27 protein-coding genes are annotated in these 25531 nt (G+C 66.4%); 19 read left to right on the forward strand and 8 right to left on the reverse strand.

Going from position 1 to position 25531, the window contains the following annotated elements; genetic code table 11:
- Positions 1-40: 40 nt before the first annotated feature.
- The 5 genes from KQ307_RS07595 to KQ307_RS07615 form a co-directional block, all read right to left on the reverse strand.
- Positions 41-910 (reverse strand): bile acid:sodium symporter, encoded by an 870-nt coding sequence (locus tag KQ307_RS07595; protein ID WP_259727552.1) that lies wholly within the window; start codon positions 908-910, stop codon positions 41-43.
- 36 nt (positions 911-946) lie between these two features.
- Positions 947-1315, reverse strand: coding sequence for a YidH family protein (locus KQ307_RS07600; protein ID WP_259727553.1), 369 nt, complete (start codon positions 1313-1315; stop codon positions 947-949).
- Between the two features lie 2 nt (positions 1316-1317).
- Positions 1318-1710, reverse strand: coding sequence for a DUF1622 domain-containing protein (locus KQ307_RS07605; RefSeq protein ID WP_259727554.1), 393 nt, complete (start codon positions 1708-1710; stop codon positions 1318-1320).
- Positions 1703-2299: a hypothetical protein gene (locus KQ307_RS07610; protein WP_259727555.1), complete on the reverse strand. Its 597-nt coding sequence runs from the start codon at positions 2297-2299 to the stop codon at positions 1703-1705. Before KQ307_RS07610 ends, KQ307_RS07605 begins: the two co-directional genes overlap by 8 nt.
- A 68-nt stretch (positions 2300-2367) precedes the next feature.
- On the reverse strand, positions 2368-3750 hold the full coding sequence (locus KQ307_RS07615; protein WP_259703049.1) for a PhoH family protein: 1383 nt from the start codon (positions 3748-3750) through the stop codon (positions 2368-2370).
- 91 nt (positions 3751-3841) lie between these two features.
- Here KQ307_RS07615 and KQ307_RS07620 point away from each other — a divergent pair, with 91 nt between their 5' ends.
- From KQ307_RS07620 to fba, 15 genes are all read left to right on the forward strand, one after another.
- Positions 3842-5053 carry a F420-0:Gamma-glutamyl ligase gene (locus tag KQ307_RS07620; RefSeq protein ID WP_259727556.1) on the forward strand — a complete coding sequence of 404 codons (1212 nt, stop codon included), beginning with the start codon at positions 3842-3844 and terminating at the stop codon, positions 5051-5053.
- Between the two features lie 34 nt (positions 5054-5087).
- A complete protein-coding gene (locus KQ307_RS07625; RefSeq protein WP_259727557.1) occupies positions 5088-6209 on the forward strand; it encodes a hypothetical protein in 1122 nt (373 codons plus the stop codon).
- Between the two features lie 7 nt (positions 6210-6216).
- Positions 6217-6705, forward strand: a complete 489-nt coding sequence (gene ruvX / locus KQ307_RS07630; protein WP_259703052.1) for a Holliday junction resolvase RuvX — start codon at positions 6217-6219, stop codon at positions 6703-6705.
- 19 nt (positions 6706-6724) lie between these two features.
- Positions 6725-7276 (forward strand): DUF3727 domain-containing protein, encoded by a 552-nt coding sequence (locus KQ307_RS07635; protein WP_259703053.1) that lies wholly within the window; start codon positions 6725-6727, stop codon positions 7274-7276.
- Positions 7273-7788 (forward strand): YqeG family HAD IIIA-type phosphatase, encoded by a 516-nt coding sequence (locus tag KQ307_RS07640; protein ID WP_259727558.1) that lies wholly within the window; start codon positions 7273-7275, stop codon positions 7786-7788. Before KQ307_RS07635 ends, KQ307_RS07640 begins: the two co-directional genes overlap by 4 nt.
- The gene (gene proB, locus KQ307_RS07645; protein ID WP_259703055.1) at positions 7785-8909 is read left to right on the forward strand and encodes a glutamate 5-kinase; all 1125 of its coding nucleotides are present in this window, start codon (positions 7785-7787) and stop codon (positions 8907-8909) included. The genes KQ307_RS07640 and proB overlap by 4 nt, the downstream gene beginning before the upstream one ends.
- 40 nt (positions 8910-8949) lie before the next feature.
- Positions 8950-9996, forward strand: a complete 1047-nt coding sequence (gene lpxD / locus KQ307_RS07650; RefSeq protein WP_259727559.1) for a UDP-3-O-(3-hydroxymyristoyl)glucosamine N-acyltransferase — start codon at positions 8950-8952, stop codon at positions 9994-9996.
- Positions 9997-10044: 48 nt separating this feature from the next.
- Positions 10045-11118, forward strand: coding sequence for a 3-isopropylmalate dehydrogenase (leuB, locus tag KQ307_RS07655; protein ID WP_259727560.1), 1074 nt, complete (start codon positions 10045-10047; stop codon positions 11116-11118).
- A gap of 43 nt (positions 11119-11161) precedes the next feature.
- Positions 11162-12064, forward strand: a complete 903-nt coding sequence (locus KQ307_RS07660; RefSeq protein WP_259703058.1) for a phosphoribulokinase — start codon at positions 11162-11164, stop codon at positions 12062-12064.
- A 32-nt stretch (positions 12065-12096) separates the two neighbouring features.
- Positions 12097-12432 carry a hypothetical protein gene (locus KQ307_RS07665; protein WP_259727561.1) on the forward strand — a complete coding sequence of 112 codons (336 nt, stop codon included), beginning with the start codon at positions 12097-12099 and terminating at the stop codon, positions 12430-12432.
- Positions 12429-13262 (forward strand): A24 family peptidase, encoded by an 834-nt coding sequence (locus KQ307_RS07670; RefSeq protein WP_259703060.1) that lies wholly within the window; start codon positions 12429-12431, stop codon positions 13260-13262. The genes KQ307_RS07665 and KQ307_RS07670 overlap by 4 nt, the downstream gene beginning before the upstream one ends.
- A 32-nt stretch (positions 13263-13294) precedes the next feature.
- Positions 13295-14170: an acetyl-CoA carboxylase, carboxyltransferase subunit beta gene (gene accD, locus KQ307_RS07675; RefSeq protein ID WP_259703061.1), complete on the forward strand. Its 876-nt coding sequence runs from the start codon at positions 13295-13297 to the stop codon at positions 14168-14170.
- Positions 14171-14173: 3 nt separating this feature from the next.
- Positions 14174-14602 (forward strand): hypothetical protein, encoded by a 429-nt coding sequence (locus tag KQ307_RS07680; RefSeq protein WP_259727562.1) that lies wholly within the window; start codon positions 14174-14176, stop codon positions 14600-14602.
- Positions 14599-15711 (forward strand): Gfo/Idh/MocA family protein, encoded by a 1113-nt coding sequence (locus tag KQ307_RS07685; RefSeq protein WP_259727563.1) that lies wholly within the window; start codon positions 14599-14601, stop codon positions 15709-15711. The genes KQ307_RS07680 and KQ307_RS07685 overlap by 4 nt, the downstream gene beginning before the upstream one ends.
- A gap of 118 nt (positions 15712-15829) precedes the next feature.
- Complete coding sequence (gene fba / locus KQ307_RS07690) at positions 15830-16903, forward strand: class II fructose-bisphosphate aldolase (protein ID WP_259703064.1); 1074 nt, start codon at positions 15830-15832, stop codon at positions 16901-16903.
- A 105-nt stretch (positions 16904-17008) separates the two neighbouring features.
- Here fba and KQ307_RS07695 read toward each other — a convergent pair whose 3' ends face one another.
- A complete protein-coding gene (locus tag KQ307_RS07695) occupies positions 17009-19855 on the reverse strand; it encodes a UPF0182 family protein (protein WP_259727564.1) in 2847 nt (948 codons plus the stop codon).
- A 141-nt stretch (positions 19856-19996) separates the two neighbouring features.
- Here KQ307_RS07695 and thrC point away from each other — a divergent pair, with 141 nt between their 5' ends.
- The 3 genes from thrC (at position 19997) to KQ307_RS07710 (ending at position 22702) form a co-directional block, all read left to right on the forward strand.
- A complete protein-coding gene (gene thrC, locus KQ307_RS07700; protein ID WP_259703066.1) occupies positions 19997-21283 on the forward strand; it encodes a threonine synthase in 1287 nt (428 codons plus the stop codon).
- Between the two features lie 75 nt (positions 21284-21358).
- The gene (locus KQ307_RS07705) at positions 21359-21634 is read left to right on the forward strand and encodes a MoaD/ThiS family protein (protein WP_259703067.1); all 276 of its coding nucleotides are present in this window, start codon (positions 21359-21361) and stop codon (positions 21632-21634) included.
- A gap of 90 nt (positions 21635-21724) precedes the next feature.
- Positions 21725-22702 (forward strand): cupin, encoded by a 978-nt coding sequence (locus tag KQ307_RS07710; RefSeq protein WP_259727565.1) that lies wholly within the window; start codon positions 21725-21727, stop codon positions 22700-22702.
- Here KQ307_RS07710 and ftsH read toward each other — a convergent pair.
- Positions 22643-24643 carry an ATP-dependent zinc metalloprotease FtsH gene (ftsH, locus tag KQ307_RS07715; protein WP_399241780.1) on the reverse strand — a complete coding sequence of 667 codons (2001 nt, stop codon included), beginning with the start codon at positions 24641-24643 and terminating at the stop codon, positions 22643-22645. The genes KQ307_RS07710 and ftsH overlap by 60 nt on opposite strands.
- A gap of 101 nt (positions 24644-24744) precedes the next feature.
- Here ftsH and rpmF point away from each other — a divergent pair, with 101 nt between their 5' ends.
- Entirely contained in the window at positions 24745-24924 is a 180-nt protein-coding gene (rpmF, locus tag KQ307_RS07720; protein ID WP_259703070.1) for a 50S ribosomal protein L32, read from the forward strand.
- Between the two features lie 193 nt (positions 24925-25117).
- Here rpmF and KQ307_RS07725 read toward each other — a convergent pair whose 3' ends face one another.
- The gene (locus tag KQ307_RS07725) at positions 25118-25510 is read right to left on the reverse strand and encodes a DUF565 domain-containing protein (RefSeq protein ID WP_311133737.1); all 393 of its coding nucleotides are present in this window, start codon (positions 25508-25510) and stop codon (positions 25118-25120) included.
- Positions 25511-25531 lie beyond the last annotated feature (21 nt).

Here is a 25531-nt window from a genome sequence, read left to right on the forward strand (position 1 = left end):
CGGCGTGACAGGCGGCCAGAACCGTGGTGAGCCAGCCCGCTCATGCCTGCACCAGGCGGCTTTTCTGCCACTTCAGGAAGGGAATCGACACCAGCACCGTGACCAGCAGATAGGCCAGGACGGCCAGTTTCAGGCCGGGCATGCTGCTGCCGCCGTAGGTGGAGGCGAACAGCAGGGCCAGCCCCGGGTTCCGCATCGAGGTGACCAGCGCCACGGTGGTGCGCTCCTGGGGCGTCGGGCCAGCCAGCAGGAAGCCGATCGCCAGGGCCGCCGCCACCATCACCGCCATGAAGCCGAGCGCCAGGCCGTTGGTGGCCGCGAACGGCAGGAGCAGGGGGCCCACCTTGACCAGCACCACCACGATCAACAGCAGAAACAGCCCATTGGCGATCTTGTCGAGCGGACCCTCCAGCCGCGCCACCCAGCCTGGCCGCCAGCGCCGCAGCAGCAAGCCGGCCAGAAGTGGCAGCACCTGGGCTTTCCCAACCTGCAGGGCCACCTCGCGGGGGCCGATGTTCCAACCATCGATGCCGAACGAGGCCCGGTACAGATCAGCCAACAAAGGGATCGACACGATGGCGGCCACTGCCGCGCAGGCCTGCAGCAACGCTGCCAGCTGGCGATCGCCCCCCGTCTTGCCGGCCTTGCGCAGGGTGAGCGGAGCGCTTGGGCAGACCGCCATCAGGGCGATCCCGAAGCGGGCCGTGGGCGACAGGGCGAAGCTCAGGGGCAGCTTCAGCAGCAGCAGCGCCACCAGGGGCACCAGCACACAGGAGCCGATCAGCACCCGGATCACCAGGGCCGGCCGGTGGCGGATCTGCGCGAGTGCCTCGCTGCGCAGGCCCAGCCCGAGGGCGAACATGATCGTGAACAGGGTGAGGCTGACGAGCAGGGCGCTGGCCTGGGCCATGGCGATCAGGGGGAGTGGGTGGAAGGGCTGTGCGGCTTAAAACGCCCCGTAGGCCAGCATCGCCAGGGCGACACCACCGATCAGGGTGAGGCTCACCGCCGTGGCGGTGGCGATCGAGCGCTGCTCGCGATACACGAAGGTATCGCCGTTCAGGCGGCGCAGGTCGCGGCGGTGCTGGAACGTGGCGGCGGCCATCGCCACCATGCCGGTGACCACGAAGGCCATCGAGACCAGCCGCACCCCGATCCCCGCATGCCCGGCCACCCCCTGCTGGCTCTGGATCGCGGCCACGATCTTGTCGAGGCCGAAGCCGAAGCTGATCAGCGACAGGCAGGTGCGGATCCAGGCCATCAAGGTGCGCTCCGCCGCGTCGCGGTTGCGCTGCTTGGCCAGCTCGTTGGTCATGTTCATGCGGCCGATTCTCCAGAATCTTGTCCAGAAGCGGATTGCCGCTCCAGCCGGGTCTCGGCCTCCAGCTCCCGTGCCAGAAACACGTTGAGGAAGGTGCGGATCACGGCCACCACCGCCAGCTGAACCAGGTTCGGGCCGGATGGGGTGGTGGTGGTGGCCACGATGTCGGCTCCAAGCTGGAACTCCAGCGCCATCGACAACCAGCTGCCAAAGGTGATCCTGGCGGCGGCCAGGGAGCGGCGCTGGCCCCGGCGCCCTGGCCGCTGGTTGAACTGCTGGGAGACGCAGGCCAGCAGGCCCAGCAGCACGGTGGCAACGGAGAGCGCCTCCAGAACGAAGCGCAGCCCACCGGCCACCTGCAGTAACAGATCTTCGGCGGATTCAATCATCGGCTTGGGGGTGGCGCGGGTGGGTGATCAGGTGGGTCAGCCAGCCCGGCACGCTCAGGGAGGCCACCAGGATGGTGAGTGAGGTGCTCAGTCGGCTGGAGAAGGTGCGGGCGGTATCCAGCCCCCCATGCAGGAAGGCCAAGGTGACGAGCACGGCGAACAGCCCGGTGGTGAGGGCGCTGGCCGAGCGCAGCAGATCCTTGGGCTGGCGATCCACCAGGGAGTGTCTGGTGCTGAGGGCGAGGCCGGCCAGGCTGCCGGCTGCGGCGAGAAGCACAACGGAAACCACCCGCGTCGCAAGGTTGGCCTGCGGCTCAATCTCCTGCAGCGCCCTGGCCAGCACGGTGGCATTGCCGAGCAGACAGCCGGCCGCCGAGCCCAGCAGGGCCCACCAGCGCAGTGGGCTGGCCATCCGCCCGGCCAGGGTGGCCCCACCGGCCAGGGTGATCGAGCTCAGCAGGGTGGAGGGAACGGTGTCCAGATGGCTGCTGATCAGATAAGCCGCAGTGAATCCCAGTGCAGCACCGAACAATCGTTCGAGTTGCTCACGCCTGCCTGTGGACGCGCTTCCTGGAAACCGTTCCGGCATGGCTGCAGCAGAGAGCGGTGGTTCATGGATCATGCTCGCCGCCTTCCGGCGGATGGCAACCCAGCTGGTCAGAGCAGATTGGCCGCCAGCTCCGCCAGGGCTGAGCGTTCCCCTTTGCGCAAGGTCACGTGACCGGCCAGCTCCTGGCCCTTGAAGCGTTCCACCAGCCAGGTGAGGCCATTGCTGTCGGCATCCACATAGGGATTGTCGATCTGATAAGGATCACCGGTGAAGACGATCTTGGTGCCTTCTCCCACCCGGGTCACGATCGTTTTCACCTCATGGGGGGTGAGGTTCTGGGCCTCGTCCACCACCATGAACTGGCGTGGAATCGAGCGGCCGCGGATGTAACTGATCGCCTCCACCTCCAGCAGGCCCATCCCCTTGAGATCGGCCCAGTTGTTGCGTGGCGGCCGGCCCTGACGGGGAGCGGCGTTGGCGGGTTCCTCGCTGCCCAGCAGAAAGTCGAGGTTGTCGATGATCGGTTGCATCCAGGGGCCCATTTTTTCCTGCAGGTCACCAGGCAGAAAGCCGATGTCCTTGCCGAGGGGGATCACCGGTCGGGTCACCAGGAGGCGGTCGTAGAGATGCTCGTCTGCCACCTGATTCAGGCCGGCAGCGAGGGCCAGCAGGGTCTTGCCGGTGCCGGCCTTGCCCACCAGGGTCACCAGCTGGATGCTGGGATCCAGCAGCAGATCGAGGGCGAAGGTCTGCTCCCGGTTGCGGGCCATGACCCGCCCCAGCTTGATCCGGCCTCCCTTCTGCAACGGCCTCAGGCTCCCGCCTGCCGCGCTGTAGCGCGCCAGCAGGGTATGGGCGGGGTTGGCTCCATCCACCAGGGTCACGCCTTCGTTCGCCTGCAGCGGTGGCTGGTCGGCGGGGCGCGGGGTGAGCCGTGTCAGGGGCAGACCACCCTCCCGGTGCAACTGTTCGATCTGGGCGGCGCTCACCCACCACTCGGTGAGGCCGGGATAGAGATCGGCGATCGCCACCTTGCCGGTGCTGTAGTCCTGGGCGATCAGCCCCACCGCATCCGCCTTGATCCGCAGGTTGGTGTCCTTGGTCACCAGGATCACCGGGGGATCGCTGCCCATCACTCCGTGGAGGCGTTGCTCAAGGGCCACCGCCAGGATGTTGTTGTCCCCATTGCCGCTCTGGAGTTCCGGCGGCAGCTGGCTGAGGGTCTGGCTGCGACAGAACACCACCTTCAGCCGCCCCCGGTGCGTGGCTTCGATCTCCACCCCCTCGGCCAGATTTCCCTTCTCCCGCAGTCCGTCCAGCAGACGGGAAACCAGGCGGGCGTTGCGTCCTTTCTCGGTGGCGTCCCGTTTGAACCGGTCGATCTCCTCGACCACCTCGATCGGGATCACGACGTTGTTGTCCTCGAATCGGTTCAGGGCGCCCGGGTCATGGAGCAGAACGTTCGTGTCGAGAACGAAGGTCTTCTTCATTCCATCCCAGGGGAGATCTCAGGCCAGAACCTAGGTCCGAGCTTCTGTCAACGCTTACGCTCCCGCTGTTTCCGGCTGCACGGCGTTCGTTTTGCCCTTCCTGTCTTCTCTGCTCTGCTGGCTGCTGATCGCCACCCTGCTGTTCGGCCTCACACTGCTGTGGCTGGAGCTCCGCCATCGGCTCCGGCCCGCCTCACCCCTGCGGCTCGAGGCGGGGGTGTGGACGGTGACCCCCGCGGCAGCGACCGTGGAGGTGGAGCTCGCCATCGCCATCCACAACCCCCATGCCCGCATGGAGGTGATGGTGCCGGAGATCAGTCTCCTGCCCACCCTGCTGGGTCGCGGCGATCTGGATGGTGTTCGGATCAGCAGCCGCGTCGTCGCGGAGCACCCCGATGAGCCGGCCCGCCCGGACGGCTACTGGGCGGCATACATCGTCAAGGGCCATAAAACCACCCGGGCCAAGCTCCACCTGCGCATCCAGGCGGATCCTTCCCGTTCCAGCAGCGGGGAAGCCATCAGCCCCCTCGCCGATCGACTCGACAACCTCTGGCTGGAGATTCTCTGGGTGAACTACGGACCCTTCGGCCGGCTGCAACGTCGCGATGGGGTGCTGATCCCGCTGCGTCGGCCCGAGCCGCTGGATCCGGCCACTGCCCAGTGGCGCAGTGGCGAGGGCTGTCGCGTCCTGCCGGTGCCCACCCATTTGCTCGGCGTGCTCGATGATCCGGCCGAAGTGCTGCGTCGTTATGCCGGCGCCATCCTCCAGGCCGGCGACATCCTCACGATCGGTGAAACGCCACTGGCGGTGATCCAGGGCCGTTACAACCATCCCGCCATGGTCGAGCCATCCGGCCTGGCCCGGTTGCTCTGTCGCGTCTTTCACCCCACCAGCAGCCTGGCCACCGCCTGCGGTCTGCAGACATTGATCGACGATGTCGGTCCGGCCAGGGTGCTCTGCGCCTGGCTGGCCGGCAGCCTGATGAAGCTGGTCGGCAGCCGTGGGGGCTTCTACCGGCTGGCCGGCGAGCAGGCCCGCCTGATTGATGACATCACCGGCACCACTCCCCCCTACGACCAGACGATCGTGCTCGGCCCGGATCAGCCTGAACGCGCCTGCCGCGATCTGGCGGCCAGCCTCGGTGTTCCCGTCGCCGTGGTCGACGTCAACGATCTGGGCCGGGTCAAGGTGCTGGCTTCGAGCCCGGGCTGTGATCACGCCCTGCTGCAGCGTGCCCTGCGTCCCAACCCGGCCGGCAATGCCAATGAACGCACCCCCCTGGTGGTTGTCAGGCCCGCTTGAGCTGCCGATACAGTTCTGACAGTGGCCGTTCCCTGTGCATCACCCCGCTCCCATTGGTCCCACGGGAGTTGATGCGCTCCCTGAACCGGGCGATCTGAGGATCGAGCCGCTCCAGGGCTGGTGTCTGCCATTGCTCCAGTCGGAAGCCTTCGTCGACCTCCAGCCCCTGCTGCAGCGTTCCCTGCTGCTTCAGCAGCCGGAGCGGTTGCTGAACCGCTGGATCAGCAGGCCACCGCTGGCACCGGAGATTCTGGTGGCCTTCCGCAGACCGCAGCGAATCATCGGCCTGGCCATCGTGCGTCGCCTCAACCGCAGCGGTACCTGCTGGGGGATCGATCAGCTGCGCACCTGTCGGCAAGCCCTGGTCCAGCCCGGCAGCCCGACTGTCCGGCAGGTCGAGACGGCCCTGGTCAAGGAGGCCCTCCACCGCCGCCTTGGCGCCACCAGCTGGATCGCCTCCGCGGCCACCGATCGCTGTGATCGGTTGGCCCTGTTGCGTGAACAGGGCTTTCAGCCGCTCCGCAACCAGACCGTCTGGCGCTGGGAGCCAGCTGGCCGCCCCCACCCCGGCAAGGAGGTGGCCGGCGAGCTGGAGCTCTGTCCGTTGAACCGACGCACCGCTGCGCTGCTCTGGCACCTCGAGCAGGCGGCCTGCCCGGCCCAGCTGCGTCAGTTGCTGGATCGCCGCAGTGAGGATCTGCTCGACCAGACCCAGGGCCCCGGCCTGCTCTGGGTCGATCCGACCCGCCAGCAGGCGGTGGCGGGGGTTCGCGGTCTGCGCGCCCACGGTCAGGGCCAGCGGGAACTGGAGCTCACCATCCATCCTGGCTGGTCCCACCTGCTCGGCCCTCCCCTCGAGAGGCTCCTGGTCGAGGCGGCCCGGCAGGCACCCCGCGTCTGGCTCCGCAGTGACACGGCTGATTGCGAACGCTCCCTCTGGTTGGAGGGAATCGGCGCGGTGGCAGAGGGGGAAGAGCTGCTGATGGGCCGCAGCGTCTGGCGGCGCCAGGAGTCCCTGGCCCCCGCCGAATCCTCCCGCTGGCGGCTCGACACGGTGCTGGAAACCTTCAAGCCCCGCCGCCGCCCAGTGCCGACACCCCTGCTGCCGAATCCTGGCCTGCGTCACGGCCCCACCGTGCTGGGCTCGTCGCGGTGAGCTTCGGTTGAGCCCGCGCCAGGCACCCCGGCCCCGTTCCGTGCTCACCCTTGATGTGGGGCGGCGACGGATCGGCCTGGCCGGATGCGATCCACTCGGGTTGACGGTGATCCGCCTGCCGGCCCTGCTGCGCCGCAGCCTCGAGGAAGACCTCCAGCAGCTGCTGCCCCTGATCCAGCAGCGCCAGGTCACAGCTCTTGTGGTCGGGCTTCCCCTCGATTCCCGGCAGCGCCCCACCCCCCAGGCCCTCCATTGCCGCCGCTATGGCGAAAGCCTTGCCAGGGCGCTCGATCTGCCCCTGGCCTGGGTGAACGAGTACGGCAGCAGCTGGGAAGCCGGCGAACGGCACGGCCTGCACGGCGACCGCAGCGGTCGCCTCGATTCCGCAGCGGCTGCCCTGCTGCTGCAGCAGTGGTTGAGTGAAGGACCGGAGCCGGGTCCGGTCAGGCTTTCGACCCAGCCGGGCGGCCAGCCGGCCGACGCTGCGACATCCTGAGGGGGATTGCCATGTGCCCATGAGTGCTGAAGGACCTTTGAACGCCGGATCCGGTGACATTCCGACGGTGGTGGTCCGGGATGACATGGGACGCCAGCTTCTCTGCTACCTGGAGCAGCTCATCCCTCTCGATGGCCGGGATTACGCCCTGCTCACCCCCGTTGACACCCCGGTCTGTCTGTTCCGCATGCACGGGGACGACGAGGAGCCTGAGCTGATCGAAACGATCCACACCAGCGAACCGATTCTCTCGGTGGCCGACGTGGTCCTGCAGGAACATGATCTGCTGCTGGTGCGCTCCGCCGTCACCCTCACCGTGAGCGGTGAGCTGGAGGAGCCTGATCTCGATGAATTCGACGACGAGGAGGCGGATGACGAGACCGACACCTATGAACTCCTGGTCAGCTTCATGGTCGACAATGGCGAGTACGGGCTTTATATCCCCCTTGACCCATTCTTTGTGGTCGCCCGCATGCAGGACGGTGACGCCATCGTGGTGGAAGGAGAGGAATTCGAGCGGGTGCAGCCCTTGATCGAGGCTGAACTCGATGATCGGGAGCTGGCTGGGTGAAGCTTCAGCGACTGCTCCAACCCAGCTGGATGCTGGACACCAGCCTGGCCCAGCTGCCTCTGGAGCGTCTGTTCAATGGACAGATCAAGGCGTTGATCCTGGATGTGGATCGCACGCTGCTGCCCCGCCACCGCTCAGAACTGCCCCCGGCGATGGAGCAATGGTTGCGCGAGGCACAGCAGCACCTGCGTCTGCACCTGTTCAGCAACAACCCCTCCCGGCGCCGCATCGGTGCCGTCGCCAACCGGCTCGATCTGCCCTTCACCACCCTGGCGGGAAAGCCCCGCCGCCGTGCCCTCCGCAAGGTGCTGGCCGAGCTGGGTCTGCCCCCCCACCAGGTGGCGATGGTGGGGGACAGGCTGTTCACTGATGTTCTGGCCGGCAATCGGCTGGGGCTGTTCACAGTGCTGGTCAAGCCTGTGGATCCCCAGGGCCTCACCTGCGAGCGGGATCGGCTGCAGCGCGCCGAGCTGAGCCTGGCCCGCTGGATGGGGGCCAGCCTGGGTCGATGAGCTTCCGGCGGGTGATCAAGGTGGGCACCAGCCTGTTGCGTGGCACGGCGGGCCGTGACACCGCCCAGGTGATTGATGGGCTGGCTGAAAGCCTCAGTCGCCAGCGTCGCTGCGGTGAGGCGATCACCCTGGTCACCAGTGGTGCGGTGGGGCTCGGTTGCCATGCCCTGAAGCTGGCCCAGCGGCCCGGCGAAGTGGTGGCGCTGCAGGCCGCCGCCGCCATCGGCCAGGGGCGGCTGATGGGCTTCTATGAAGCCTCCTTCGCCCGCCACGGCGAAACGGTGGCCCAGGTGCTGCTCACCCGCGGCGATCTGGCGTCACGCCGTCGGTATCAGAACGCCTGCCGCACCCTGGAGCAGTTGCTCAGCTGGGGTGTGGTGCCGGTGGTCAACGAGAACGACACCCTGGCCACCGATGAATTGCGCTTCGGCGACAACGACACCCTTTCGGCTCTGGTGGCGGTGGCGATCGGCGCCGATGAGCTGGTGCTGCTCACCGATGTGGATCATCTCTACTCCGGTGATCCCCGCAGCGATGCCACCGCCGAGCCGATCGAGGAGGTGCGTGATCTGATCGAACTCGCCCGGCTCAGCGGCGTCGCCAGCGGCGGTGGCCGCTGGGGCACCGGCGGCATGACCACCAAGCTCACCGCCGCCCGGATCGCCACCTCCAGCGGCGTCCGCGTGCGCCTCGCCGATGGCCGGGACCCGGCGGTGCTCGATGCCCTGCTGGCCGGGGAGCGGCTGGGCACCGTCTTCCAGCCCAGTTCCACTCCCCTGCCGGATCGCAAGGGCTGGCTGGCCCATGCCCTGATTCCCCGCGGCAACCTGATCATCGATGCAGGGGCCGAGCGGGCCCTGCTGGAGCGGGGTGCTTCCCTCCTGGCCGTGGGCATTCAGCGGGTGGAGGGCAGCTTCGGGCGTCGTGATGCCGTGCGTCTGCTCTCGCTGCAGGGTGAGGAGATCGGCCGGGGCCTCACGGCTCTGAGCAGCGATGAACTGAGGAAGGTGCAGGGCCTCAGCAGTGAGGCGGCCCAGCGGGCCCTCGGCCAGCCGAGTGGAGATGCGGTGGTGCACCGCGACCATCTGGTGCTGACCGCAGCAGCGGCGATCCTCCCCTAGGACTGCGGGCCTACGATCCGGCCGCCCCCGGTCCCCGGAGATGCGCTTCAGCGAACTGCTCACCCACCTGAGTGAGGCCAGTGGCGGCAGTCCCGTCCATCTGGCCGACGATCCCGAGCTCGGTGCCTGTGCCGCCGTCGACCAGGCCGGTCCGGGTGCACTGGCCTTCCTCGAGCCGGGCCACAGCCTCGCTGCCCTGCTCCCAGCCTGCGCAGCCTCGGCCCTGCTCCTGCCCGACGATCCGGCCCTGCAGCAGCTCGCCAGCCAGCGGGGCATGGCCTGGATCGGTCTGCGCAATCCACGCCTCGGCTTCGCGGAGGCCCTCGAAACCCTCCATCCCGCCAGAATCCTGCCGCCCGGTCGCCACCCGAGCGCCGTCGTCGCAGCCGATGCCCGGCTCGGCGCCGATGTTCATCTCGGTGCCCATGTCGTGGTGGGTGAGGGGAGTGTGGTCGGTGCTGGCTGCACCCTCCACCCCGGGGCAGTGCTCTACCCGGATGTTCAGATCGCTGAGGGTTGCGAGATCCACGCCCATGCGGTGCTCCATTCCGGCAGTCGCCTGGGCCGCCACTGCGTCGTTCACTCCAACGCCGTGATCGGCTCCGAAGGCTTCGGTTTCGTTCCCACCGCGGCGGGGTGGCGAAAAATGCCCCAGACCGGGCTGGTGGTGCTGGAAGACGGGGTGGAGGTGGGCTGCGGCAGCACGATCGATCGGCCGTCGGTGGGTGAAACCCGCATCGGCGCCGGCACCAAGATCGACAACCTGGTCCATGTGGGCCATGGCGTGGTCACCGGCAAGGGCTGTGCCCTGGCGGCCCAGGTGGGCATCGCCGGTGGAGCCCGCCTCGGCAATGGCGTCATCCTGGCGGGACAGGTGGGGGTGGCCAACCGGGCCAGGATCGGTGACGGCGCGATCGCTTCATCCAAGTCGGGGATCCACGGCGAGGTGGCTGCCGGCGAGGTGGTCAGCGGCTACCCGGCCATCCCCAATCGCCTCTGGCTGCGCTGTTCAGCCGCCTTCAACAAGCTGCCCGAGCTGGCCCGTACGGTGCGCCAGCTCAGCCGGAATGCCGACGGGTCAGGGTGATGGGCAGCGGTAGCCTCCGGCTGCACCATCCGCCACACCCCCCCAGCCATGACCAGCTACCGGATCACCCTCCTGCCCGGTGATGGCATTGGACCGGAGATCACGGCCGTGGCTTGTCAACTGCTCGATGCTGTGAGCGGGCGCTATGGCTTCGAGCTGAACTACAACGCCCATCCGATCGGTGGCGCCGCCATCGATGCCCACGGGGAGCCGCTTCCCGCCAGCACCCTGGAGGCCTGCCGAGAGAGTGATGCGGTGCTGCTGGCCGCCATCGGTGGCCCCCGCTATGACGGCCTGCCGAGGGCCCAGCGGCCGGAGAGCGGCCTGCTGGGGCTGAGATCCGGCCTGGAGCTGTTCGCCAATCTGCGCCCGGTCAAGGTCATCCCGGCCCTGGTCGGCGCCAGCAGCCTCAAGCCCGAGGTGATCGAGGGTGTGGATCTGATGGTGGTGCGGGAACTCACCGGCGGCATCTACTTCGGCACACCGAAGGGGCGGGTGGAGGCCGACGGCCATGTGCGGGCCTTCAACACGATGGCCTACAGCGACTATGAAATCGATCGGATCGCCCGTGTGGCCTTCCAGCTGGCAAGCGAACGCGACAGCAGACTCTGCAGCGTCGACAAGGCGAACGTGCTGGATGTGAGCCAGCTCTGGCGTGACCGGGTCGAGGCGATCAGCACCGAGTACCCATCAGTGGCCCTCAGCCATCTGTACGTCGACAACGCCGCGATGCAACTGGTGCGGGCCCCGAAGCAGTTCGATGTGCTGCTCACCAGCAACCTGTTCGGCGACATCCTCAGCGACGAGGCCGCCATGCTGACCGGCAGCATCGGCCTGCTTCCTTCGGCCTCGCTGGGCTCCAGCGGACCGGGGGTGTTCGAGCCGGTGCATGGTTCGGCGCCGGACATCGCCGGTCAGGACAAGGCCAATCCGCTGGCGATGGTGCTCTCCGGCGCCATGCTGCTGCGGGTGGGCCTGAAGCAGCCGGCCGCCGCCGCCGACCTGGAGGAGGCCGTGGCCCGGGTGCTGGCGGCCGGGCATCGCACCGCCGACCTGGCCGGTCCCGGCGAGACGACTGTGGGCTGCCGGCGGATGGGGGAACTGGTGCTGGCCGCCCTCTGACCGGTGACCTGCGAAACTCGAACTCGCCTTTCCCCTGTCGCCGATGTCCAAGCGTCACCCGATTGTGGCTGTCACCGGGTCTTCCGGCGCCGGGACCAGCACCGTCAAACGCGCCTTCGAGCACATCTTCGAGCGTGAAGGCATCGTTCCGGTGGTGGTGGAGGGCGACAGCTTCCACCGTTTTGAACGGGGACCGATGAAGCAGGAGATGGCCAAGGCCCAGGCAGCGGGTGTCAACTTCTCCCACTTCGGACCGGAAGCGAACGTGTTCGAAAAGCTTCAGGAGGTTTTTCACTCCTATGCCGGAACCGGCCAGGGTGAAAAGCGCTACTACCTGCACAGTCCGGAGGAAGCCGCCCAGCACAACAGCCGCCTCGGCACCAGCCTCGAACCGGGTCAGTTCACCCCCTGGGAGGCGATGCCCCCCGATACCGACCTGCTCTTCTACGAGGGCCTCCACGGTGGCGTGGTCGGTGAGGGCTATGACGTGGCCTCCCTGGTGGATCTGCTGATCGGTGTGGTGCCGATCGCCAACCTGGAGTGGATCCAGAAGATCAGCCGGGATAACGCTGAGCGGGGCTATTCAGCCGATGCGATCGTGGACACGATCCTGCGGCGCATGCCCGACTACATCAACCACATCTGTCCCCAGTTCAGCCGCACGGATATCAACTTCCAGCGCGTGCCCACGGTGGACACCTCCAACCCGTTCATCTGCCGGAACATCCCCTCTCCGGATGAGAGCTTCGTGATCATCCATTTCCGCAAGGGGGCCAGGGAGAAGTGGGGGATCGATTTCTCCTATCTGCTCCGGATGATCCACGACTCCTTCATGTCCAGCCCCACCAGCATCGTCGTCAATGGCGGCAAGATGGGATTCGCCATGGAGATCATCCTCACCCCGATCATCCATCGAATGATCGAGGAGAAGGAAAAAGCGACCTGACCGATTAAGCTCTCACCATCGATCTGTCTTTGGTGAGGCCAATCTCCTTCACCACACCCCCTGAACCCAGCACCCCCTGCTCCGCTCCATCCTTCGTGATCCGCGGAGCCGGTGGCCAGGGCGTCAGCCCCCTGCGCTGGGATCAGATCAACAGTGGAGATGTGCTCAGGAGGGCTCGTCAGATCTATTTTCATTACGTTGAGCAGTGCCCGGCCGGCGGGGCCCCGATCGGGATTGTTCTGCAGGGTCACAGCTCCCAGGGTCGGGTGGTCTTCGAAACACCGGTGCTTCTGCCCGAGGAGCAATTCATCCCCCTGGATCTGATCCGCAGCCGGGGCGGACGGCCCCGCGGCTTCCGCTCGCCATGACCGATCCAGCCCTGGCCCTGCTGGTCGCCCTTCTGGGTGCCTGCGTCGGCAGCTTTCTCAATGTGGTGGCCTGGCGGCTGCCCCGCCAGGAATCCCTGTTCTTCCCTGCCAGCCGCTGCCCTCGCTGTGGCAGCAGCCTTGCCTGGCATGACAATCTGCCGGTGCTGGGCTGGCTCCGGCGTCGCGGCCGCTGCGGCCACTGCCAGGGGCCGATCGCCGTGCGCTATCCCCTGGTGGAACTGCTCACGGCCGGGCTCTGGGTGGCGGTGCTGCTGGCCAGGCCGGACGCCATGGGACCGGTTTCCCCCTGGCTGCTGCTGCCGGCCGGTTGGCTGCTGGTGAGCTGGTTGATTCCCCTGGTGCTGATCGACTGCGATCACCTCTGGCTGCCGGAACCCCTCTGCCGCTGGGGCCTGCTGCTGGGCCTGGCCATCACCACCACGCTGGGGCTGAGTCAGTCGGCGGGCTTTGCCCGCGCCCAGCTGTTCGATCACCTGCTCGCCGCGGCCATCGGGCTTCTGGCCTTCGAGGGCCTCAGTGCCCTGGCTGAGCGGTTGATCGGCCAACCCGCCCTTGGCCTCGGCGATGCCAAGCTCACCGCCCTGCTGGGGGCCTGGCTGGGCCTGCTCGGCATGGGGTTGGCGGTGAGCTTGGCGGTGCTGGCGGGAGCTCTGGTCGGCGGGGTGGCCAGGCTGTGCGGATGGCTCAAGCCCAGGCAACCCTTTCCATTCGGGCCGTTTCTGGCCTTCGGTGGCCTTGCTGTCTGGCTGGCCGGTGAAGCCTGGTGGCTGCGGCAGCAGGAAGCTTTCTTCAGCGGCTTCAGCCTTTAATGGAGGGATCGCTCCGATCCCGCTGATCATCGATGTCGCTGTTCGACTGGTTCGCCGATCGCCGCAAGACCACACCGGTGGTGCGTGCCGCCCAGGACGTCGAGGACGGCGATGGCCTCTGGAGCAAATGTCCGGAATGTTCCCTGGTGGTCTACCGCAAGGATCTGATCGCCAACGCCAGTGTCTGCAGCGGATGTGGCCATCACCATCGGATTGACAGCGCCGCCCGGCTGCGGCTGATGGCCGATGAGGGCAGTTTCGAACCGATCGATCGTGAGCTTTCCCCCACGGATCCGCTGGCCTTCAAGGATCGCCGCAGCTACGCCGATCGCATCCTCGACACCCAGGGCAGCACCGGACTGCGGGATGCCGTCGTCACCGGTTTCGGCCGCCTGGATGGGATCCCTCTGGCCCTGGGGGTGATGGATTTCCGCTTCATGGGCGGTTCGATGGGGTCGGTGGTGGGGGAGAAGCTCACCCGACTGATCGAGGCGGCGACGGATCGGCGGGTCCCGGTGGTGATCGTCTGCGCCTCCGGCGGTGCCCGCATGCAGGAGGGGATGCTCAGCCTGATGCAGATGGCCAAGATCTCCGGTGCCCTGCAGCGCCATCGCCAGGCTGAACTCCTCTACATCCCCCTGCTCACCCATCCCACCACCGGCGGGGTGACGGCCAGCTTCGCGATGCTCGGTGATCTGATTCTGGCCGAGCCGAAGGCGCTGATCGGCTTTGCCGGCCGTCGTGTGATCGAGCAGACCCTGCGGGAGAAGCTTCCCGATGGCTTCCAGACAGCCGAGTACCTCCAGGATCACGGTTTCATCGATCTGATCGTGCCTCGCACCCGGCAGAAGACCATCCTGGCCAGCCTGCTCCGTCTGCACGGCTGCGGCTGTCCGGTGGCGGCCTGAGCCATGCACGGACGTCGACCGCTGAGCTGGAGATCCCAGGGCCCAGCAGGCTGGTGGTTCAGGCTGGCCCTGGCCTGTTCCCTGGCGGTCAGCCTTCTGGTGGGAGCGGCCCCGCTCCTGGCCTCCCCCGTCAGCTGGAAGGAGGTTGCCGCCAGTGCGGAGGGCCGGCAGTGGTGGGATGAGGGCAGCCTGCGGCGCAGCCGGGATGGCTACCTGTCGGTCCTGAGCCGCTACAAACCAGCCGACACCAGCCAGGCGGGAGAGCTTTATGTGATGGAGGTGGATTGTCTCCAGCAGCGCTTCCGCGACACCTCCGTCAATGGTCTGCCCCGTTTCAGGGCGGCCTGGCAGCCCGCCGATGGCGACGCCCTGATCCGTGCCGTGCTGCAAGAGGCCTGTGCGGCCGGCCTTCCCCTGCTGGCCTCCGGATGAACGTGGCCTCAGCATCCTCCCCACCTCTGAAGGTCGCGGTCGCAGGTCTGGGTTTCGGCGCCGCTGTCCATCTGCCCGCCCTGCAGGCCTGCCCGAACACCGAAGCGGTGGCGCTCTGGCATCCCCGCCCGGCCCGGCTGGAGGCCGCCTGCCGATCGTCCGGCTTGCCGGGGTTCAGCGATTTCGAGGCGCTGCTCGCCGATCCGAGCATCGAGGCGGTGGTGATCGCCACCCCACCCGCACCCCGGTTTGCCCTCGCCCGCGCCGCCCTCGCAGCGGGCAAACACCTGTTGCTCGAAAAACCCGTCTGCCTCCATGCCGAGCAGATCCTTGATCTGCAACGACTGGCCGTGACGGCCGGCTTGAGCGTGGCGGTTGATTTCGAGTACCGGGCCGTGCCGATGTTCCTGCAGCTCGAAGCGCTGCTCGCGGGCGGGGTGATCGGTGAGCCCTGGCTGGTGAAGCTGGACTGGCTGATGGGCAGCCGTGCCGATGCCGGCCGGCCCTGGAGCTGGTATTCCCAGCGTCAGGAAGGGGGCGGGGTGCTCGGAGCCCTGGGCACCCATGCCTTCGACATGCTGCATTGGCTGATCGGACCGTCCACATCCGTCTCGGCCTCCCTGTCCACCGCCATTGCGAGCAGGCCCCTGGCCGACGGCAGCGGTGGCCAGGGCGTGGTGGATGCCGACGACATCGCTCTGTTGTCGATCGATCTGCAGGCCGGTGCGGCCGGCAGGGTCCCCGCTCAGCTAAGCCTGGCCTCGGTGACGCGGCCAGGGCGGGGCTGCTGGCTCGAGCTGCATGGCAGCAAGGGTGCCCTGGTGCTCGGCAGCGACAACCAGGCCGACTATGTGCATGGCTTCCAACTCTGGCGCTCGACTGGGACGGCCTCCCTGCAGCCGGTTCCCGTGGATCCCCGTTTTGCGTTCTCCCGCACCTGGGCTGATGGCCGGATTGCTCCAGTGGCCAGGATCCATGCGGCCTGGAGTGCCAGCGTGCGCGAGGGCAGGCCGATGGTGCCGGGTCTCGGAGAGGGCTATCACAGTCAGCGATGCTGCGATCTGGCCCTGGCCGCGGCGGAATCAGGTCAGCGCCAGAGCATCACCTAGAATCCCCCCAACCCGGTTGGGTCTTTGCTCCAACACCGTTGGGTCCACGATCGTCTGCAGTCCGGCCCAGCCGGTTCCACCGACGCTCCATCCACCACTTCCTCCAGAGGTTTTCACCATGGCCCTCGTTCCGCTTCGGCTGCTGCTCGACCACGCCGCTGAGAACGGCTATGGCATCCCCGCCTTCAACGTCAACAACCTGGAGCAGGTGCAGTCGATCATGGAGGCTGCCTACGAAACCGACAGTCCCGTCATCCTGCAGGCCTCCCGTGGCGCCCGCCAGTACGCCGGAGAAAACTTCCTGCGCCACCTGATCCTGGCCGCTGTCGAAACCTATCCGGGCATTCCGGTGGTGATGCACCAGGACCACGGCAACAGCCCGGCCACCTGCTTCGGTGCCGCCGCCAACGGCTTCACTTCCGTGATGATGGATGGCTCCCTGGAAGCAGACGCCAAGACTCCCGCCAGCTACGACTACAACGTCGCTGTCACCAAGGAAGTGGTGGATGTGGCCCACGCCATCGGCGTGAGTGTGGAAGGGGAGCTCGGTTGCCTGGGATCCCTGGAAACCGGCAAGGGTGAGGCCGAGGACGGCCATGGCTTCGATGGCGCCCTCTCCCGTGACCAGCTGCTCACCGATCCTGCCGAGGCGGCCGATTTCGTGGCCAAGACCAAAGTGGATGCCCTCGCGATCGCGATCGGCACCAGCCACGGCGCCTACAAGTTCACCCGCAAGCCCACCGGCGAAGTGCTGGCCATCTCCAGGATTGCCGAGATCCACAAGGCCATCCCCAACACCCACTTGGTGATGCACGGTTCCAGCTCCGTCCCCCAGGAGTGGCTTGACATGATCAACAAGTACGGCGGCTCGATCCCCGAAACCTACGGGGTGCCGGTGGAAGAGATCCAGAACGGCATCAGGAACGGTGTGCGCAAGATCAACATTGACACCGACAACCGCCTGGCCTTCACCGCTGCCGTCCGGGAGGCCGCTTTCAAGGATCCTGCCAACTTCGACCCCCGCCACTTCAACAAGCCGGCCAGGGCCTACATGAAGCAGGTCTGCCTTGATCGCTATCAGCAATTCTGGTGTGCCGGCCAGGCCAGCAAGATCAAGCAGCAGAACATCAACTTCTACGCCGATCTCTACGCCAAGGGCCTGCTCGACCCCAAAACAGCCGTGGCGGTCTGAGCTCCGAGTCGGGGCCGCAGGCCAGGCCGATCAGTCCGGGGAGAGCGTTAGCTCTCCCCATTTTTTTGGGCCAGGCTCGCAGGACCAGCCTCAAGGGCCGCCGGCTCACGGGATCGCTGCGAAGCCCGGGATCTGGAAGGCCGGGGAACCAGCCACCGAAACGAGCTTCTTCAGGGCCGTGGCCAGGTCCCGTTCCATCACGAAGCGGCGACCATCGGTCACCACCACCCGCACCAGGGTCGGCAGATCATTGCTGCTGGAACGCAGATAGATCGGCTCCACATACAGCAATCCCTCCCCCACCGGCAGGACAAGCAGGTTGCCGCGCACCAGCTGGGAGCCGCCGGCCCGGCCCCAGAGGCCGAACTGAAGACTGATCTGCGGATCCTGGGCGATCAGGGAGGAAATCTGCTCGGGGCCCAGCAGGAGGCGCTGCTGGGGAAAACGCACGAGCAGCAGCTCTCCGTAGTTGGGTGGATCGTTCCGGGCCGCCAGCCAACCGACCAGATTGGAGCGTTTCACCGGCGAGAAGGGCAGCAGCAGGACGAACTCCGGCTTCTGTTCCCCCGGCAGCTGCAGGGTGGCGTGATACGGCTGAACCGGTACGGATTTGGAGTCGTAGATCTCCGAAGGCACCGCCCACTCGTCCTCACTGTTGTAGAAGGTCCGCACGTCGGTCACGTGATAACGCAGCAGCCGCTCCGATTGAATCGCGAACTGGCTGAGCGGCACGCGGATGTGCTGCAACAACGGCTTCGGCATCGCCGCGATCGGTCTGAACAGCTCGGGGAAGGCCCGTTGCCAGGTGCGGAGAATGGGATCGGAAGGGTCGCTCACGTAGAGCCAGAGGCGGCCGTCATGGGCATCCACCACGGCCTTGACCGGATTGCGCAGGTAGCGGATTCCACTGGCATTGGCCTCGCTGTAGGGGTAGCTGCGGCTTGTGGTGAACCCATCGAGCATCCAGTACTGGTGCTGGCCGGGCCGGTGACCCGGGCTGGTCTTCAGGTCGACGGTGACGAGATATGGCTCGCTTTCGAAGGAGAGGAAGGGGGCCAGGGCCCGGAGCCGCTCCTTCACCTGGCGCCGGATCAGCAGGAGCGATCGGGGAGTGAAGGACCCGCTGAACAGCACCCTGGGCTCGCTGAGGTAGGTGGCCGCCTTGAACCGCTGCCAGGCATTGCCGAGTCGAATGCCCAGCGTCCCTTCGAAGTGGTTCCAGACGTTGAGCTCTCCCGACGGATAGTCGAACTCCTCCACCTGGGTCGGCGCAATGGCGTAGGACGCTGGTGCCGAGCCGTAGTAGAGGCGTGGACGGCCCACCGGGAAAGCCCTTCTGGCACTCGCATCGCTGATCCCCAGGGCGGCGATGCCCTGGACAACAGCGCTGGGCCCGAGATCCTTCACCAGGAAACTGGGCAGCCCATCGGGCCCGAAGACGTTCACAGGTGACACCGTGAAGCCGTAGCCATGGGTGAAGACCAGATGCCGGTTCAGCCAGGTGCGTGAGCCGCTCGGCAAGGCGCTGGTGTCGATTTCCCGCGCCGCGATCAGCACCTGTTGGGACACCGTGTTCTGGTTCGGATCCCCGAGCACATAGCGATCGACCGCCGCTGAGGGAAAGGTGTAATAGAGCCGGAGCTGCTGCAGCTGGCGGTTGGCGGCCAGCAGTGGTCGGCTGTCCCAGAGGCGGATGTTGGCCAGGGTTCCCGGCGCGGCATCGAGATCGGCCTGGGTGAGCTGTTGTTTGGGCTTGAGGGTGAGCTCTTTGACGTTGTTCAGACCGAAGGCCTTTCGGGTGGCGCTGATGCTCCGTTTCAGGTACTCCGTTTCCACCACCAGCTCCCTGGGTTCCACCCAGAGCCGCTGCACCTGTGGCGCCACCAGGAATTCAGCGATCGGCAGCAGCAGGGCGGTTCCCACCAGGGGCAGCAGGGTGAGTTGGCGCAACCAGTGGCGTCGCATCGGCACCACCAGGCCGAACGCCGTCAGCGCCAGCAACACTGAAAGCAGCAGCCGCAACGGCAAGCGCACATGCAGATCAACGAAACCGGCCCCGGAGGCCACCCCACTGCCGTGCACCATCAGATCAAAGGGGGACAGGGCCGCGCTCAGCGCAGCCACAGCCGCCAGAACGGCGATCTGGGGCTTGAGCACCGCTTTCTGGTCGAGGCTGAGCCCGACGAAGTGCAGATCACTCAACGTGCTGCCCTCGGTGAAGGTGAGCCAGAGGCAACCGGCCAGGCCAACGGTCGCCTGGGCGAACAGAACGCTGAGCAACAGCCTCAGGGCCGGCAATTGCAGCACCGTGAAGCTGAGGTCGAACCCTGTGAGCGGGTCGCTGGCATCGAAGGGGACAGCCAGCAGAGCCGGAACCCAGAGGCTCCAGCCGCGGGCCAGGGCCGTGGCCGATCCGGCCAGGGCCGCGGACAGCAGCAACCGCAGAGTGGTGAGGGGCCAGACCATCAGCGGCAGCAGCAGGGCAGCCCCAAGGCCGGCCAGTAGCAGGGGCGGCAGGTCGGCAACAACGGGGAACCCGCTGATCACATCACCGCTGAACGGAGCTGCGATCAATCCCCTCGCCTGCACCCCCAGATAGGCCAGCCCACCCACGAGCATGACCAGCAGGACCGCCAGAATGGCCAGAAGCGAGCCGCTGTCCAGCTGGAGCAGCGCCACGGCAGGCAGGGGTTTCGACCCGGCCCGTTGCCTCAGGATCCAGCAGCGTTTGAGTTGCTGCAGCTGGAGCGGCACTCCCAGCCCCATCACCAGCAGAAAGGCGACCAGCTGGAGCAGCCAGCGGCGCAGCGCCACGGATTCGAAGCCGAACTGGGCGAACCACTCCCATTCGATTCCCAGGCGTGGAACAGCGACCCCCAGCAGGAAGGCCGCGAGGGAGAGGAGTGCCGCGGCCTTGGCCAGCAGCAAGCGGGGCGGAGAACGCAAGGCCACGGCCTGAGGCTAGACAGTGGTTCGGCGAATGGGCCGTCAGCCTGGAATCCAGCAACTACCTTTTATCCAGATCTGCAAAGTCGGGATTTGTCTGGCCGGTTGAACGGCGCTGCTAGCTTGCTCTTCTGCTGCTGTGGGACCGTGACGGCCACCCTCTCCCGCGCCACGTTCACAGGCCTTCGTTGCAAGGAGTGTGGCCACCCCTACCCCGCCAGCGCTCTGCATGTCTGCGAAGACGTCTGCTTCGGACCGCTTGAGGTTGTCTACGACTACGAGGCGATTCGAGCGCGGGTGAGCAGGGCCTCGATCGAGGCTGGCCCCAGCTCAATCTGGCGGTATCGCGAATTCCTGCCGATCGAGGGGGATCCGATCGATGTCGGCACCGGTTTCACCCCCCTGGTGCGGGCCAACCGGCTGGCACGCCGTCTGGGTCTCAAGCACCTCTACATCAAGAACGACGGCGTCAACATGCCGACCCTCTCCTTCAAGGACCGGGTGGTGTCGGTGGCACTCACCAGGGCACGGGAACTGGGATTCACCACGGTGAGCTGCGCCTCCACCGGGAATCTGGCCAATTCCACCGCCGCCATCGCCGCCCATGCCGGGCTCGAATGCTGTGTGTTCATCCCCAGCGATCTGGAGCTCGGCAAGGTGCTGGGCACCTTGATCTACAACCCCACCCTGATGGCGGTGAAGGGCAACTACGACCAGGTGAACCGGCTCTGCTCAGAGGTGGCCAATACCTATGGCTGGGGCTTCGTGAACATCAACCTCAGGCCCTACTACTCGGAGGGCTCCAAAACCCTGGGCTACGAGGTGATCGAGCAGCTCGGCTGGCAACTCCCCGACCACATCGTGGCTCCCCTGGCCTCAGGCTCCCTGTTCACCAAGATCCGTAAGGGATTCGATGATTTCATCAAGGTGGGGCTTGTCGAGGAGAAATCAGTCCGCTTCAGCGGTGCCCAGGCCGAAGGCTGCTCGCCGATCGCCCAGGCTTTTGCCGCCGGTCGTGATTTCATCACCCCGGTGAAACCCAACACCATTGCCAAATCGATCGCGATCGGCAATCCCGCAGACGGTCCGTACGCCCTGGATCTGGCCCGCCGCAGCGGCGGCACGATCAGCTCGGTCACCGATGAGGAGATCGTGGCCGGTATCCAGCTGCTGGCCGAAACGGAGGGCGTGTTCACCGAAACCGCCGGTGGCACCACGATCGCCGTGCTGAAGAAGCTGGCCGAGCAGGGCACGATTGATCCAGAGGAAACCACCGTGGCCTACATCACCGGCAATGGCCTGAAAACCCTCGAGGCGATCAGCGGGGTGGTGGGTCAGCCCCACACAATCGAACCCCAGCTGGCCAGCTTCAACGCGGCCTGGGAGCGGGCCCAGTCCCTGCAACGGGCCAGCTGGGAGCCGATGGGGGTCTGATCCCTGCCAGGTTCTGCGCTCCGTTCTGCCTTAGAGATCAGGCCGCTGTTGTTTTCACCCCCCACCCATCCGCCGATGTCGATTCAGGTTCTGATCCCAACTCCGCTCCAGAAGTTCACCGCCGATCAATCCAGTGTGGATCTGGAAGCCGGCACGGTCGAGGAGATGCTTCAGGCTCTCGACGTTCACTTCCCCGGCATCCTGGCCCGTCTCACCGATGACAACGGCAAGTTGCGGCGCTTCCTGAACGTCTACGTCAACAGCGAGGACATCCGCTTTCTCGATCATCAGGCCACCGTCCTCAGCGATGGCGATGAAGTGAGCATCGTTCCCGCCGTGGCTGGTGGCTGAACCCCACCGGGCCAGTCAGTCTGAGAACACAGCGATCCGGCAATCCTTCCCTCCAGCCCCATAGGCTTTTGTTCTGATCTGGCTGGAACGATGACCCAGGCAACCCGTCCCCCGGCAACCGGCTCCAGCCAGCCGGTCCATGGCAAGGCCCTGCTGTTCGACTATCGCCTGGCGGCCAATCCGGTCCGCCGGGGCCTCACCGAGCCGATTCCGGAAGGTCGCTGGGGGCCCGATCTCCATGCCGCGGGGCCGACGGCCATCATTCCTCTTGATCTCAGCGCCGGGCTGGGTTGCCAGGGGCCGGCCACCAGCCCTGCTCTCTCGGCCAACTTCGTGCGGATCCTCCCGGGGGAAGGCCTCCCGGTGGGTGTCAATGCCACCAGTTCCCTTTTCTTCGTGCTGCGAGGGCAAGGGCGTTGCCACCGCCCGAGCGCTGGCCAGAGCGGTGCATTCGAGCAGGCCTGGGCCACCGGCGACCTGTTCGTGCTGCCGGCCGGAGTTGCTCCCCGGCTTGAAGCCACAGCCGAAAGCGTTCTGTACTGGGTCCATGACGAACCCCTGCTCAGCTTCCTGGGGGCCAGGGCAGAGAGCCCCCGTTTTGTTCCCACCCACTATCCGGCGGCCTGGCTGCGCCAGGAGCTGGAGGCTCTGGCGGCCGATCCCACCAGCGCCCGCAGCAACCGGCTCAGCCTGCTCCTGGCCAACACCGATCTCCCCCTGAGCCGCACCGTCACCCACACCCTCTGGGCCATGTACGGACTGCTCCCGGCCGGCGCGGTTCAGCCGCCACACCGTCACCAGTCCGTGGCGCTCGATCTGGTGATCGACTGTCAGCCGGGCTGCACCACCCTCTCGGGGCCCGATCTCAATCCGGACGGCACGATCCGCAACCCCCTGCGGATGGAATGGGAAGCGGGCGCCGCCTTCGTGACCCCGCCGGGACACTGGCATTCCCACGTCAACGAGAGCGGCCACCCAGCCCTGCTGCTGCCGATCCAGGACGCCGGCCTACACACCTATCTGCGCAGCCTGGACATCCGCTTCAGCAGTGGTCTGGAAGGGGATTGAGCCTGGTGATGGTGATGGGTCGCCGCCGGCCTTGTTGAGCAGCTGGGAGGCTTCGTAGGCCTCGACGATCTGGCGGAACGCATCGCCACCGAGGGTTTCCTGCTCGATCAGGCGCTCGACGAGGAGATCCAGCAGCTCGCGCCGAGGCCGCAACAGATCGAGGGCCTGATCAAGGGCCTGCTGGGCCAGATCATGCACCTGGGAATCAATCCTGCGGCCGGTGCTTTCGGCGTAGCTCGGGCGGGTGTGGATCAGGTCTCTGCCGAGGAAAACCTCGGCGGCATCGCCTTCGAGTGCCACGGGCCCCAGGCCGGAGAAGCCGTAGCGGGTCACCATCTCACGGCAGATCTGCGTGGCCATCTGCAGGTCTCCGGAGGCCCCCTGGGTGATCTCGCCGGGGCCGAACACCACCAGTTCAGCGGCTCTTCCCCCCATCACCACCACCAGCCTGTCGCGGAGGTAGGCCCGGCTGATCAAGCCTGAATCGAGGATGTCCTCGTCGGGGGTGGTCCGGGCAAATCCACCCACTCCGCCGGAGCGGGGCAGCAGGGTGACCTTGTCGAGCTGATCGCCATGGGGGAGGAGGGTGGTCAGCAGGGCGTGGCCCACTTCGTGGTAGCCGATCAACCGCTTCTTGGCGCTGTCCTGGAGCGGCGCGACGGAAAGCCCCATGGTGATGCGCTCCAGGGCGTCGTTGAGGGCGAGATCGTCGATGCAGCTCATCTGCCGCCGGGCGGTGAGGATGGCTCCCTCGTTGAGCAGGTTGGCCAGGTCGGCGCCTGAAAAACCTGGCGTCCGGGCAGCCCAGGCCGCCAGAGACACCTCCGGCGAAAGGGGACGCGTCCGGGCATGGACGGCCAGGATCGCCTCGCGGCCACGGCGGTCCGGCAGGTCGACGTTGATCTGCCGATCGAATCGACCCGGCCTGGTCAGGGCGACATCCAGCACATCGGAGCGGTTGGTGGCGGCCAGCAGAATCACGCCCGAGTTCTCCTCGAACCCATCCATCTCCGTGAGCAACTGGTTGAGGGTCTGCTCCCGCTCGTCGTTGCCGCCACCGATGCCGGCCCCACGCTGGCGCCCGACCGCGTCGACCTCATCGATGAAAATGATGCAGGGGGCTTTCTCCTTGGCGCGTTTGAAGAGATCACGCACCCGGCTTGCCCCCACGCCAACGAACATCTCGACGAATTCGGAGGCGGCCATTGAGAAAAAAGGCACGCCCGCTTCACCGGCAATCGCCTTGGCCAGCAGGGTTTTGCCCGTGCCGGGCGGACCGACCAGCAGCACCCCCTTGGGAATCTTGGCGCCGATCGAGGTGAACCTCTCCGGTTGCCTCAGGAAGGTGACCACCTCCTGGAGTTCCTCCTTGGCCTCATTGATGCCGGCCACATCCTCGAAACGCACCGTCATCGTGCCTTCCTCCTGAAGGCGCGGCTGGCTGCGGCCGAAGCCAAGGGCCTTGTTGGCCACCTGGGATGAGCGCTTGATCAGCAGGGTGAGCCCGCCGACCAGCAGAACCACCAGCAGAACGTTCACCAACAGGCCGGCCGATGCATCCTGGGCGCGCTCGTCACGGACGCTGAGCGGCACGTTGGCCTGCTGGGCGGTGCTCAGCAGCAACGAATCATTGGCGAAGACGGCAACGTCCGCCCGGGTTCCATCGGTGAAGGCAACGGAAACCTCCCGCTGACGCGGTGAGAGATCGAGCTCCTTGACCTTGCCGGTGCGGATCAGCTGCAGCAGCTCGCTGTAGGAGGGTGGCGGTGAGCTTCTTTGGCCAAGACCCCCCAGCAGGCTGGGGCGGGAAGGCTCGGCTGCCGGCTGCACCGGGGGGGTCAGCGGGGGTGTGATGGTGGGTTCACCGGAGCTGGCTGAGCTGGAGAGATCGGTGGAAATCGCCGGAACAGGGCCTTGGCCGGATGGCCAGAGCGGATACATGGCAGATGTGCTGCTCACAGGACTGGCACTTCTGTTCAGTTTAACGATTTGACGAAAGGCCTCCCCGAAGCGGATGATCATTGTTTGGATCAGGAAAGGGAATGGCCGCTCCCAAGAAGAAAACCTCGAAGGGGAAGCGCAACCAGCGTCATGCCCACTGGAAAGCCCAGGCCACCGTTGCGGCCAGGAAGGCTCTCTCGCTCGGCAAGGCTGTGCTCAGTGGCCGGGCCCAGGGATTCGTTTATCCGATCGATGACGCCGCCGAAGACGAAGCCAGCTGAGCCCCTGGGCGGCTTGGACAGCTCTCTTCAGCCTTCACTGCACCCAGTCCGCCCGGATTGCAGACAGACGTACTGATTGCAGGATTCTGGCTGCGTCCGAGGCTGAAGATCTGTCCACAGGGCGGAAATCGGCTTCTTACCGGCAAGTGGCTGCCGATCATTCCGCCTCAAGCCTCAGGTCGGCGCCCGACGCTCAGGAGCCGAGTTTGAAGCCTTCCAGCACCACGGCGTAAACCAGGCCGATCCTGGCGTTGTCACAGAGCACCCAGCCCAGCGAAGGCTTCCCCTTCACCCAGTGGCTCCGCAGCCGAACCAGCAGCTCGACAAGCACCACCATGGCCAGGACCACCAGCGGCCGCAGGCCCAGTCGGAACAGGACATAGGTGGTGAGATTGTTGCCGGCAAAAAGCCCGACCAGCAGAGCCAGCCAGGCCAGGCTGCGTTCTCGCCAATTGCCGCGCAGCCAGTCGAGCACCAGGTGATTGAGCCGCTCCAGCAACAGCTGGAAGCGGGTGGCCTGGAAGGGCTGGCGGCTCATCGAGGGGACAGACGGGGTTGTGAAGGGAAAACTGGATGGATCGATCACGCTTGCGCGCAGCGTAAGAGG

It is taken from the genome of Synechococcus sp. CS-1326, assembly GCF_025128115.1.
Taxonomy (GTDB): Bacteria; Cyanobacteriota; Cyanobacteriia; order PCC-6307; family Cyanobiaceae; genus Regnicoccus.

What these genes read in the sequence shown, in the direction of transcription:
- KQ307_RS07595 (WP_259727552.1), bottom strand. Translation starts at nt 910, where the DNA reads ATGGCCCAGGCCAGCGCCCTGCTCGTCAGCCTCACCCTGTTCACGATC.
- KQ307_RS07600 (WP_259727553.1), bottom strand. Translation starts at nt 1,315, where the DNA reads ATGACCAACGAGCTGGCCAAGCAGCGCAACCGCGACGCGGCGGAGCGC.
- KQ307_RS07605 (WP_259727554.1), bottom strand. Translation starts at nt 1,710, where the DNA reads ATGATTGAATCCGCCGAAGATCTGTTACTGCAGGTGGCCGGTGGGCTG.
- KQ307_RS07610 (WP_259727555.1), bottom strand. Translation starts at nt 2,299, where the DNA reads ATGCCGGAACGGTTTCCAGGAAGCGCGTCCACAGGCAGGCGTGAGCAA.
- KQ307_RS07615 (WP_259703049.1), bottom strand. Translation starts at nt 3,750, where the DNA reads ATGAAGAAGACCTTCGTTCTCGACACGAACGTTCTGCTCCATGACCCG.
- KQ307_RS07635 (WP_259703053.1), top strand. Translation starts at nt 6,725, where the DNA reads ATGAGTGCTGAAGGACCTTTGAACGCCGGATCCGGTGACATTCCGACG.
- proB (WP_259703055.1), top strand. Translation starts at nt 7,785, where the DNA reads ATGAGCTTCCGGCGGGTGATCAAGGTGGGCACCAGCCTGTTGCGTGGC.
- lpxD (WP_259727559.1), top strand. Translation starts at nt 8,950, where the DNA reads ATGCGCTTCAGCGAACTGCTCACCCACCTGAGTGAGGCCAGTGGCGGC.
- leuB (WP_259727560.1), top strand. Translation starts at nt 10,045, where the DNA reads ATGACCAGCTACCGGATCACCCTCCTGCCCGGTGATGGCATTGGACCG.
- KQ307_RS07660 (WP_259703058.1), top strand. Translation starts at nt 11,162, where the DNA reads ATGTCCAAGCGTCACCCGATTGTGGCTGTCACCGGGTCTTCCGGCGCC.
- KQ307_RS07670 (WP_259703060.1), top strand. Translation starts at nt 12,429, where the DNA reads ATGACCGATCCAGCCCTGGCCCTGCTGGTCGCCCTTCTGGGTGCCTGC.
- accD (WP_259703061.1), top strand. Translation starts at nt 13,295, where the DNA reads ATGTCGCTGTTCGACTGGTTCGCCGATCGCCGCAAGACCACACCGGTG.
- KQ307_RS07680 (WP_259727562.1), top strand. Translation starts at nt 14,174, where the DNA reads ATGCACGGACGTCGACCGCTGAGCTGGAGATCCCAGGGCCCAGCAGGC.
- KQ307_RS07685 (WP_259727563.1), top strand. Translation starts at nt 14,599, where the DNA reads ATGAACGTGGCCTCAGCATCCTCCCCACCTCTGAAGGTCGCGGTCGCA.
- fba (WP_259703064.1), top strand. Translation starts at nt 15,830, where the DNA reads ATGGCCCTCGTTCCGCTTCGGCTGCTGCTCGACCACGCCGCTGAGAAC.
- KQ307_RS07705 (WP_259703067.1), top strand. Translation starts at nt 21,359, where the DNA reads ATGTCGATTCAGGTTCTGATCCCAACTCCGCTCCAGAAGTTCACCGCC.
- KQ307_RS07710 (WP_259727565.1), top strand. Translation starts at nt 21,725, where the DNA reads ATGACCCAGGCAACCCGTCCCCCGGCAACCGGCTCCAGCCAGCCGGTC.
- ftsH (WP_399241780.1), bottom strand. Translation starts at nt 24,643, where the DNA reads ATGTATCCGCTCTGGCCATCCGGCCAAGGCCCTGTTCCGGCGATTTCC.
- rpmF (WP_259703070.1), top strand. Translation starts at nt 24,745, where the DNA reads ATGGCCGCTCCCAAGAAGAAAACCTCGAAGGGGAAGCGCAACCAGCGT.